The following is a 9,931-nucleotide window of genomic DNA, read 5'->3' on the forward strand; positions in this document are numbered from 1 at the left end:
GCACGGCGCCGTCCACGTCCAGCACCTTCAGCATCGTCTCCAGCCGCGAACGGCGCAGGTCGACCAGCGGCTCAAGGGCCGCCGTGGAGAGCGGACGACCGGCGGACTCCAGCACGGCCAGCGTCCGCCGGACCTGCTCCTCCGGGGGGAAGGCCAGCGAGGCGAAGTACTTCCAGATGGCCTCGTCCTCCGGGCCCGGAAGCAGGACCACCTCGGCGTGCTCGACACCGCGACCGGCACGGCCGACCTGCTGGTAGTAGGAGATGGGGGAGGACGGCGAGCCCAGGTGGACCACAAAGCCGAGGTCGGGCTTGTCAAACCCCATGCCGAGCGCGGAGGTGGCGACCAGGGCCTTCACCCGGTTGTCGAGCAGGTCCGCCTCCGCGGCCGCCCGCTCGGTGTGCTCGGTGCGGCCGGAGTAGGACGCGACGCGGTGGCCTCGCAGCCGCAGGTAGGCGCTGACCTCCTCCGCCATCGCGACGGTCAGGGTGTAGATGATCCCGGAGCCCTCGAAGGTGTCCAGGTGTGAGTCGAGCCAGGCCAGGCGGTGGGCGGCGTCCGGCAGGCGCAACACGGCGAGCGACAGGCTCTCGCGGTCGAGCGACCCGCGCAGGACGAGGGCGGACTCGTCACCGGCTCCCGTGCCGAGCTGTTCGGCGATGTCCGCGGAGACCCGGGCGTTGGCCGTCGCGGTGGTGGCCAGCACGGGCACGCCGGGCTTCAGGTCGGCGAGCATCGTGCGCAGTCTCCGGTAGTCGGGCCGGAAGTCGTGCCCCCAGTCGGAGATGCAGTGCGCCTCGTCGACGACGAGCAGGCCGGTGGAGTCCGCGAGACCGGGGAGGACCCGTTCGCGGAACCCGGCGCTGTTGAGACGTTCCGGGCTGACCAGCAGCAGATCCACCCCGCCGGTCGCGACCTCCCGCTGGACCGAGTCCCACTCCTCCGTGTTCGCCGAGTTGATGGTGCGGGCGGTGATGCCCGCTCGCTCGGCGGCCTCTATCTGGTTGCGCATGAGCGCCAGCAGCGGGGAGATGATCACGGTGGGCCCGCTGCCGGCCGCCCGCAGCAGTGCCGTGGCCACGAAGTACACGGCCGACTTGCCCCAACCCGTCCGTTGGACGACCAGCGCCCGGCGGCGCTGGGCCACCAGTGCCTCGATCGCGCGCCACTGGTCCTCCCGCAGCCGTGCGGTGCCCGGAGGGGCACCCACAAGTCGGGCGAGTACGGCGTCGGCGGATGCGCGAAGGTCGTGCGAAGTCATGAGGCCATGCAACCCGACGAACGTGGCCGGGGCGAATGCGAGCTGGGGATATCCCGAGGACCGGTCATACAAATCGACGGCTTGTCGTACGAATACCGGCCGCTGTGGACAACGCGGAGCGGGATGTCGCCCTGATCCGTGACGCTGCCGCCATGACACATCCCAAGACACCCGTTGACCCCGACAACACCCGCGAGTCCGAGGCCCGTGCGTCGCGCACGTCGGACCGTGAGCCCGCCACCAGGGAGGAAGACGGCTCGGCCACCCCGGCGGGCACCAGCAGGACGGCGAAGGCAACCGCCGAGCCGGACACGAGGAGCACGGAACCCGCCGGCGCGGACAACGCGGCCGGTGAGCCCGACAAGCCCGATGAGCCCGACAAGCCCGATGAGCCCCACCAGCCCGATGGGGTCGACAAGCCCGAGTCCGTCACCCCGGAAGCCGAGAGCGAGCCCTCCGCCGTCCGTTCGGACGCCGGAGAACCCGGATCCGAGAAACCGCGGGACGAGCACGCGCCGCCACGGCCACCCGTGGAGCCGGCGGGGGACGGCGACCGGGCGGAGAACGCGGGCGCGGACCGGCCGCGCGGTGCCGGGCGCGCGGGCGGAGCCGGCGGACCGGTGCCGCCGAGGGAGGCGCTCGGGCCGATGGGCGGCCCGGCCGAGCGCGTCACTCTCCGCAGCCCGGCAGAACTGGCCGACGCCCTGCCCTATCTCCTGGGCTACCACCCGGACGACTCCGTCGTCCTGGTCGGAGTGCACGGTGGCAGCGGGCGCTTCGGCTGCCGCGTCAGGCTGGGCATCCCGACCGCGGGCTCGGAGTGGCCCGCGGCCGCCGAGCAGCTGGCCGAGTGCCTGCTCAGCGCCGGTACGGCCCGCGGACAGCAGCCGGACGCGGTGATCGTCTACGTCTGCCAGGAGCCGCGCGGCGCGGAGGACGGCCGTGCGGCGATGGAACGCCTCAGGCCGCTCGCCCTGAGCCTTGTCGCCGCCTGCGGGAGGCGCGGTATGCCGGTCCGCGAGGCGCTGTGCGTGTCGACGGGCCGCTTCTGGTCCTACGGCTGCCGTGACAGGCAGTGCTGTCCACCGGAAGGCGGGCCGCTGGCTCCGCAGGGTACGTCGGTGCTCGCGGCGGCCTCCGCCTACGCGGGCGTTCGGCTGGGCGCCTCCCTCGCCGAGCTCACCGCGCGTCTCGCGCCCCTGGGGTCCGGCCGCTCGGGCCGCCAGCAGAAAGCCCTGGACCGTGCGTCGGCCGAGCTGCTTCCGGCGCTGCTGACGGCGGCCGGTAGGCCGGCGGCGCGGGAGCGGGTGCTCGGCCTCGCGGGTCGTCTGTGCCGCCGTTATCTGGCGGCGCCCGCGGTGAGCGGGGCGGGGGAGGGAAGCCCCGGCGCCGCGTTCCGTCTCCAGGACGCGAGGGACGACGCGATCCTCTCGGACGAGGAGGCGGCGGTGCTGATCCTCGGCCTGCAGGACCGGGTCACACGTGACAGGGCCGCGGAGTGGATGGAGGGCGCCGAGGCGGAGCCGGCGTTGCGGCTCTGGCGGGCGTTGAGCCGCAGGTGTGTCGGCGCCTATCGGGAGCACGCGGTCGCTCCGCTCACGTTGGCCGGGTGGGTGGCGTGGTGTTGTGGCGACGAACCGGGCGCGAGGGTGGCCTTCGGACAGGCGTTGGCGCTCGACCCGCGCTACCGGTTCGCACTGCTGTTGCATGCCGCCTGCAGTCAGGGCGCGGACCCTGAGTTCCTGCGGCGGTGTCTGCGGCGACAGCGGGAGGAACGCGGGTGAGCCCGGACGCCGGTGTGGGCGAGGCTGGCCGAGAGCCTGGGGCGGTGCCCGGCGAGAGCCTGTTTATCGTCAGGCAGACGACTATGATCACCGCATGCCCTACGACCCTTCGGCCTACCCTCCCTTTGCCGTCACCGTCGATCTGGTCGTTCTCACCGTGCGCAGACACGCGCTCTGCGCCCTGGTGGTCCGCCGTGGTGAGCCGCCGTACCAGGGGCGCTGGGCGCTGCCAGGCGGATTTGTCCAGCCGAAGGAGGGTCTGGCCGCCGCGGCCGCGCGGGAGCTGGAGGAGGAGACGGGACTGCGGGTCCACGAGTCCGCCGGCCAGAGCGGCGGCGTCCATCTGGAACAGCTCGCGACGTACGGTGATCCGGACCGCGACCCGCGGATGCGGGTGGTCAGCGTGGCGCATCTGGTGCTCGCCCCCGATCTGCCCGCGCCCGTCTCCGGGGGCGACGCGCAGACGGTCAGATGGGCTCCGGTCGAGTCACTGCTCTCCTCGGAGCAGGACGCGGGTCGGGAAGCCGCGGGCCAGGCGCTCGCCTTCGACCACGTCCGGATTCTGGCCGACGGTGTGGAGCGCGCTCGTTCCAAGATCGAGTACTCGGCGCTCGCGACGGCCTTCTGTCCGCCGGAGTTCACGGTGGGGGAGCTGCGGCGGGTGTACGAGGCGGTCTGGGGCGTCGCGCTGGACCCCCGGAACTTCCACCGCAAGGTCACCGGGACACCGGGCTTCCTCGTGCCCACCGGCGGCACGACAACCCGCCAGGGCGGGCGCCCCGCGCAGCTGTTCAGGGCGGGAGGGGCCACGCTGCTCAATCCGCCGATGCTTCGCCCGGAGGTCTGAGCGCAGACAGGTCCACCGGAGGGAGCGCACGGCCGCGTTACGCAGAATGTCTGATATGTCGCGTTATCTTGCTGGAGTCCTTCAGGTGCTCAGCGGGAGACGTGATGATTCAGGCCATCGGGCTCACCAGCTCCCCTCGACGGAACCGTCCCCTGGCCGTCGACGATCTGACCTTCGAGGCGCGGCCCGGCGAGGTGACGGTGCTGCTCGGTCCTGCCGGAGCGGGCAAGAGCACCGCGCTGCGACTCATGCTGCAGCTGGTCGGTGGGCGCGGCATCACCCTCTTCCGGGGCCGCCCGCTGCACCGGGTGCCCCACGTGGCCCGGGAGATCGGGGTGATGCTCGGCGACGTGCCGGGGCATCCCGTACGGACGGCCGTGGGACACCTGCGGATGCTGACGGCGGTCGCGGGCGTCCCCGCCGAGCGCGCCGAGGAACTGCTGGACGTCGTCGGGCTCAGCGGCCTGGCGGACCAGCGTCTGGGGACCTTCTCCCAGGGCATGGACCGCCGCCTCGGCCTCGCGGCCGCCCTGCTCGGCGATCCCCACACCCTGGTGCTGGACGACCCCGCGGGCGGCCTCTCCCCGCGCGAGGCCGCGTGGGTCCGCGGGCTCCTGCGCGGGTTCGCCCAGGAAGGAGGCCTGGTACTGACGACAACCCGCGACCCGGTTGAGGCGCTGCGGGTCGGGGACCGGGTCATCACCGTCGAGGCCGGTCGCCTCCTCGCCGACCAGTCGGCCGCGGAGTTCTCCCGGACCAGGCTCCGTCCGCGGGTGGTGGTCGCCACCCCGCACGCCGAACGGCTGGCCGCACTCATCCTGCGGGAGGCGCATGCGGGCGTCGTGCCGGTGGCGCGGAGCGCACCGGGGCGGCAGCCCGAGCCACTGGAGGTCGTCCGGGAGAGCGGCGGGGTCCTCTCGGTCTACGGCAGCAGCTGCGCGATGGTCGGTGAGGTCGCCTACCGGCACGGTGTCCTCGTCCACCAGCTCGCCGAACGGTGTGGCGGACCCGGCGGCGCCGCGGCGGCCACGCCGTCGGAGAACGGACTCGGACCCGAGGTCGTCCCGCTTCTGAGGGCCGACGGCAGGCAGGAGAACGCGGTCGCCGCGGACGTGTCCTCGGTCGCCGAGGAGACGTCCGCGGCGGCGCCGCCCACAGTCCGGGCGGCGCTGACCACCGCCCGGACCTCCGCGCTGGGCACCCGGCAGTCGAGCACCCGGCACCGGCTCGTGACCGACGCCGGGCGGGAGCGGTCGCTGCCGAGCCCGCTCGGCCCGGCAGGCCCGAGCGGGCCGCCGGGGTCCGAGGCGGTTGCGGGGGAGGCGGGGCTCCTTCCGCAGGAGGGAAGGGAGGCGGCGCCGCCCGGCCCCGTCGCGGAGGCCGCCGCCTCCGGCAGGGGCCGACCGGCCACGTCTCGCGCCCGGGCCGCCAGGGCCCAGCTCCCGCCGCGGCTGCGCGCGGTACCGGCGCCGGGACCCGCCTGGCCGTTGCGGTACGAGTGGCGGCGTCTGGTCTCGGTGCGGTCCACCTGGCTGCTGGTCGCCGTGGCGCTGCTCGCATCCCTGGGGGCGGCCTGCTGGTTCGGCGGTGTCACGGGAGCCGGCGGCTATCCCAGGCTGTTCGACGGGGGAGCGGTCGGCTGGCCCATGGCGCCTGTCGCCGCCGCCGCGGGAATGCTGGGCGCGCTCGCCTTCGGCCACGAGTTCCGCTACCCGGCGCTCGCTCCCGCGCAGGCACCGGTCCCCCGGCGGCTCGGGCTGCTCTCGGCGAAGCTGCTCGCCGTCGGGCTGCTGGCGGTGATGCTGTGTCTGGCTTCGGCGGGGATCAACGCGATGGCGCTGTCGGCACTGCCGGAGCTGGCCGGCCCGGCGGGCGGCGCCGCCGCCACCGGCGCGATGGGCGGTGCTGGCGGCCCTGTCGGCGCGGACGGCACGGCGCTGGTGACCGCGGCGCTGCTGGCGATCGGTTGCGGCTGGGCGGGCCTGCTGTCCGCCGCGGTGTTCCGCTCGGCGCTCGCCGGCTTTGCCGGGGTGCTGGCGGTGCCGCTCCTGGTCGAGCCGCTGGTGCGGCGGCTGCTCGCCGAGCGCCTGGCCGACCCCCTCGCGGCGCTCTCCGACCGGATCGCCGGACTGTCGGCCGCCTCCTGGGCGGGGGTGGGCGACGGAGGCTGGCTCGCGGGCGTGCTGGACGTCGCCCTGCGGCCGACCGGAGCGGCGCTGGCGGTGTCGCTCACCTGCCTGCTTGCCGTCTACCTGTTCGGGGCGCTCCGGGCCCGGCCCCGGTAGTCGTACACCCCGGCGGGGCCACTCTGGGGCCGAATGCGGGACAAGAAGGGCCGTCAATGGGGTGGCGGTCGGCGATCACCCTTTCGTGTGCTTTTCACCAAAGCCCTCAAGGTCGCCCGAACGCACGCCGACACAAAGGTGCGTGACTACCCTTGCGCACTCCATGATGACCGCGGCTCGCACGACCGACTCCTCGCTGACCGGGCCGGGCGAGACGACCCGCTACCCCCGGACCGAGGCGGCCGGCGCCCCCCGTGCGGGCGCCAGCGTGCCCAGCTGGGACGGCGGGGAGCCGGATACGGCCGCCCGGGTGGGACGCCGCGCGGCGGGCAGCCGGGGCAGAGGGCTGCACGGCCAACTCGTGCAGCAGCTCGGGCAGATGATCGTCTCCGGCGATCTCGGCGCGGACCGGCCGTTGGTCCCGGAGGAGATCGGCCAGCGGTTCGAGGTGTCGCGGACCGTGGTGCGGGAGTCGTTGCGCGTCCTCGAGGCCAAGGGGCTCGTCAGCGCCCGCCCCAACGTCGGTACCCGGGTCCGCCCGGTCAGCGACTGGAACCTGCTGGACCCCGACATCATCGAGTGGCGGGCGTTCGGTCCGCAGCGGGAGAGCCAGCGCCGCGAGCTGTGCGAGCTGCGATGGACGATCGAGCCGCTGGCTGCGCGGCTCGCGGTCGGCCACGGGCGGGACGACATCCAGCAGCGGCTGGCCGACATGGTCGAGATCATGGGCCACGCGCTGGCGCAGGGCGACCAGCTGACCTTCTCCCGCGCCGACGCCGAGTTCCACGCGGTGCTGCTCCAGGCCGCCGGCAACCGGATGCTGGAGCACCTGTCGGGGATCGTCGCCTCGGCCCTCCACGTCTCGGGCGGTCCGGTGACCGGCTGCGAGCGCCCCACGGAGTCGTCGGTGGCACTCCACCAGCGCATCGTGGAGGCCGTGGGCACGGGTGACGGACCCGGCGCGGAGGCGGCGATGCGCAAGCTGCTGGCGGTCCGGCCGGAGCAGGCGCAGCCGTCGCAGCCTTCGGCCGATCACGTGGTTCCCGCCCCTCGGGAGCACTGAGGCGGGGATCGTGCCCGAGGAGTGGTGTCAGACCGTCGTCGGAGCCCCTGGCACCGGGTTCCGGCGACGGTCTGCCGCTCCGGATGGCACCCCCGTGCCGGTACCCTTGCCGATATGTACGGATAAGCACGGGTAAGGGCTGCTATGGCTGTGACCCGGGACACGTGAATTGGACGTAACGCTTCCTGCCGAAGCGCGATGACTCAAGAGGTAGCAGCGACAAGGGGAACAGGGACGCCTGTAGGCGGCGTTGTCTCCCCTTCGGCGCCCCGCTTCCCCAGGTGCCGGACGAGATCGCCGGTGCTCGCAGGATCCAGTCCGAGACCGGGCGGGGTCAAAGCCATTTCCATCGTTCCGAGAGGTTGTTCGTGTCGGCCAGCACATCCCGTACGCTCCCCGCGGAGATCGCCGAATCCGAGTCCGTGATGGCGCTCATTGAGCGGGGAAAGGCTGAGGGGCAGATCGCAGGCGATGACGTGCGTCGGGCCTTCGAAGCTGACCAGATTCCGCCAACCCAGTGGAAGAACGTTCTGCGCAGCCTCAACCAGATCCTCGACGAGGAGGGTGTGACGCTGATGGTGAGTGCCGCCGAAGCGCCCAAGCGCACCCGGAAGAGCGTCGCGGCCAAGACCCCCGCTCGGCGTACCGCCACCAAGGCCGTCGCCACGAGGAAGACCGCCGCACCGGCCGCGCCGGACGCTGCGGACTCGGAGGTCGGCGAGGCCAAGCCGGTCAAGAAGGCCGCGGCGAAGAAGGCGGTGGCGAAGAAGGCCGCCGCCAAGAAGACCACCGAGGGCGCGGTCAAGAAGACCACCGCGAAGAAGGCCGCGAAGAAGGCCGCCGGGAAGAAGTCCGAGGTCGACGAACTGCTCGCGGAGGAGGAGGTCGTCGAGGTGCCCGGCAAGGGCGGCAAGGACGACGCCCCCGCCGAGGGCAAGAACGAGAACGAGGGCTTTGTCCTGTCCGACGAGGACGAGGACGACGCCCCCGCGCAGCAGGTCGCGGCCGCCGGTGCCACCGCCGACCCGGTCAAGGACTACCTCAAGCAGATCGGCAAGGTCCCGCTGCTCAACGCCGAGCAGGAGGTCGAGCTGGCGAAGCGGATCGAGGCCGGTCTCTTCGCAGAGGACAAGCTGGCGAACTCGGACAAGATCGCTCCGAAGCTCAAGCGCGAGCTGGAGATCATCGCCGAGGACGGCCGCCGGGCCAAGAACCACCTGCTGGAGGCCAACCTCCGACTCGTGGTGTCGCTGGCCAAGCGCTACACCGGTCGCGGCATGCTCTTCCTGGACCTCATCCAGGAGGGCAACCTCGGCCTGATCCGCGCGGTGGAGAAGTTCGACTACACCAAGGGCTACAAGTTCTCCACGTACGCCACCTGGTGGATCCGGCAGGCGATCACCCGGGCCATGGCCGACCAGGCGAGGACCATCCGTATCCCGGTCCACATGGTCGAGGTCATCAACAAGCTCGCCAGGGTGCAGCGGCAGATGCTCCAGGACCTGGGCCGCGAGCCCACGCCGGAGGAGCTGGCCAAGGAGCTGGACATGACGCCCGAGAAGGTCGTCGAGGTCCAGAAGTACGGCCGCGAGCCCATCTCGCTGCACACCCCGCTCGGTGAGGACGGCGACAGCGAGTTCGGCGACCTCATCGAGGACTCCGAGGCCGTCGTGCCGGCGGACGCGGTGAGCTTCACCCTCCTCCAGGAGCAGCTGCACTCGGTGCTGGACACGCTGAGCGAGCGGGAGGCCGGCGTCGTCTCGATGCGCTTCGGCCTCACCGACGGGCAGCCCAAGACGCTGGACGAGATCGGCAAGGTCTACGGCGTGACGCGTGAGCGCATCCGGCAGATCGAGTCGAAGACCATGTCGAAGCTGCGCCACCCGTCCCGCTCGCAGGTCCTCCGCGACTACCTGGACTGAGCCGGTAACGACCCACGACGGAACCCGTCGGCTCCCCTCGTTCACGAGGGGCCGACGGGTTCCGTCGTGAGGACCGTGGGGGGCCGTCCGCGGGGGCGCGGCCGCCCGGCCGTCCGGCGGCCGCTCGGGTGTTCCGGGAGTTTCCCCCTTCTGGCGGACAGCGCGTAGCGGAGTGATTCCGTACAGTCAGGTAACTGTATGAATACCTTCGCGCGTCTGCTCAGTACAGTCATCGTCTCCTCGGTCACGGCCGCCGGTGCGCTGGTGGCGGTGCCCGCCACCGCGTCCGCGTTGGACCGCGACGTCATCGGCGGCCAGACGGCCCGCACGGCGGACCATCCGTGGGTGGTCGCCGTCTCCAGTCGCCGGCTCTTCGGCAACCTCCGGTCCGGGCAGTTCTGCGGCGGCGCGGTGGTGTCGCCGCGCACGGTGGTCACCGCCGCGCACTGCTTCGACCGGGACACGCTCGGCGCCGACCCGGCCCGGCTTCCCGACCTGCGGGTGATCGCGGGTCGGGACGACCTGCGCACTCGTGCCGGCCAGGAGGTCGCCGTCAGCGAGGTCTGGGTGAATCCGCAGTACAGCCGCCGGACGACCTCCGGGGACATCGCGGTGCTCCGGCTCGCCCGTTCGCTTCCGGCGGACATCGCCATCCCGTTGGCCTCCGCCGGGGATCCGGCGTACGAGGCCGGTGCGGTGGCCGGCGTGTTCGGCTGGGGGGACGTCAGGGGGAACGGGAGCTACAGCTCCCGTTCCCCCTGACGTCCCC

7 protein-coding genes are annotated in these 9,931 nt (G+C 72.7%); 6 read left to right on the forward strand and 1 reads right to left on the reverse strand.

What is annotated here, in order from left to right; all coding sequences use genetic code 11:
- The coding region (locus GL263_RS14405; protein WP_182856100.1) for a RecQ family ATP-dependent DNA helicase at window positions 1-1,261 on the reverse strand (1,261 nt) is incomplete at its 3' end.
- Between the two features lie 152 nt (window positions 1,262-1,413).
- Between GL263_RS14405 and GL263_RS14410 the strand changes: the two genes are divergently transcribed.
- The 6 genes from GL263_RS14410 (at window position 1,414) to GL263_RS14435 (ending at window position 9,924) form a co-directional block, all read left to right on the forward strand.
- Window positions 1,414-3,045: a DUF4192 domain-containing protein gene (locus GL263_RS14410; RefSeq protein ID WP_228456503.1), complete on the forward strand. Its 1,632-nt coding sequence runs from the start codon at window positions 1,414-1,416 to the stop codon at window positions 3,043-3,045.
- 94 nt (window positions 3,046-3,139) lie between these two features.
- Complete coding sequence (locus GL263_RS14415) at window positions 3,140-3,892, forward strand: NUDIX hydrolase (protein WP_182856101.1); 753 nt, start codon at window positions 3,140-3,142, stop codon at window positions 3,890-3,892.
- A gap of 104 nt (window positions 3,893-3,996) precedes the next feature.
- Window positions 3,997-6,177: an ABC transporter ATP-binding protein gene (locus tag GL263_RS14420; protein ID WP_182856102.1), complete on the forward strand. Its 2,181-nt coding sequence runs from the start codon at window positions 3,997-3,999 to the stop codon at window positions 6,175-6,177.
- A gap of 163 nt (window positions 6,178-6,340) precedes the next feature.
- On the forward strand, window positions 6,341-7,240 hold the full coding sequence (locus GL263_RS14425; RefSeq protein ID WP_194377513.1) for a FadR/GntR family transcriptional regulator: 900 nt from the start codon (window positions 6,341-6,343) through the stop codon (window positions 7,238-7,240).
- A gap of 368 nt (window positions 7,241-7,608) precedes the next feature.
- On the forward strand, window positions 7,609-9,162 hold the full coding sequence (locus tag GL263_RS14430; RefSeq protein WP_323379394.1) for an RNA polymerase sigma factor: 1,554 nt from the start codon (window positions 7,609-7,611) through the stop codon (window positions 9,160-9,162).
- Between the two features lie 198 nt (window positions 9,163-9,360).
- The gene (locus GL263_RS14435; protein WP_182856105.1) at window positions 9,361-9,924 is read left to right on the forward strand and encodes a S1 family peptidase; all 564 of its coding nucleotides are present in this window, start codon (window positions 9,361-9,363) and stop codon (window positions 9,922-9,924) included.
- The last annotated feature ends 7 nt before the right edge of the window (window positions 9,925-9,931 follow it).

Source organism: Streptomyces durbertensis (assembly GCF_014156695.1).
Taxonomy (GTDB): Bacteria; Actinomycetota; Actinomycetes; order Streptomycetales; family Streptomycetaceae; genus Streptomyces; species Streptomyces durbertensis.